The 634-nt window shown below is 67.2% G+C and carries 2 protein-coding genes; both read right to left on the bottom strand.

What is annotated here, in order from left to right; translation table 11 throughout:
- Positions 1–234: BlaI/MecI/CopY family transcriptional regulator (locus AC1DU6_RS34555; protein ID WP_477863009.1), on the bottom strand; the 234-nt coding region annotated here is incomplete at its 3' end.
- Between the two features lie 75 nt (positions 235–309).
- On the bottom strand, positions 310–634 hold a 325-nt coding region (locus tag AC1DU6_RS34550; RefSeq protein WP_477863007.1), incomplete at its 5' end, for a VOC family protein.

Raw genomic sequence — 634 nt, 5'->3', positions numbered from 1 at the left:
GGTCACGAGGGGCTGATAGAGCAGCGCCCGACCCTCGCGCCGGCTGCTGAGCAGGCCACGCTTTTCCAGGCGCGTCAGCAGCGTCGCCACCGTCGTGTGCGCGAGATCGCGCTCGCCGCGCAGCGCTTCCGCCACATCGGCCGTACTGGCCTCGCCGCGCGCCCAAAGCACGCGCATCAGGCTGAGCTGCAGCTCGCTCAGCGACACGTCCCCACTGCCGGTGTCCTCATCCATCACGATCTTCTACAGTTGTCGTACTACAAATGTAGAAGACCGCCATGAAGGCAGCAAGTGTCTTTCGGCAGGGGGTCAGACAGGCGGGTTGCGCAGCCGCTGGCTGAACCACCACAGATGGCCGTCCGGGTCGAGGCAGCCATAGCTGCGGTCGGTCCAGTACTCCGCACCGTAGTCGTTGTCGGTCAGCTCGTAGGTCACGTTGGCGCCGGCCGCGCGGGCCTGGGCGCAATGCGCATCGACGTCGTCGACATAGAGGAACAGCGTCTGCGTGTTGACGCCGTCGACGGCCTTGGGGGAGCGCCCCGCCACGCCAAAGCGCGCCTCGCGCTCGGCGCTGCCCTCGGCCACCATGACGATGGCTTCGCCATAGCGGATCTCGCTGTGCATGACGCTGCGG

The sequence above is a fragment of the Roseateles sp. P5_B10 genome (assembly GCF_056400485.1).
Note: the sequence above shows the minus strand (reverse complement) of the source record. Positions and strands in the feature narration are given on the sequence as shown.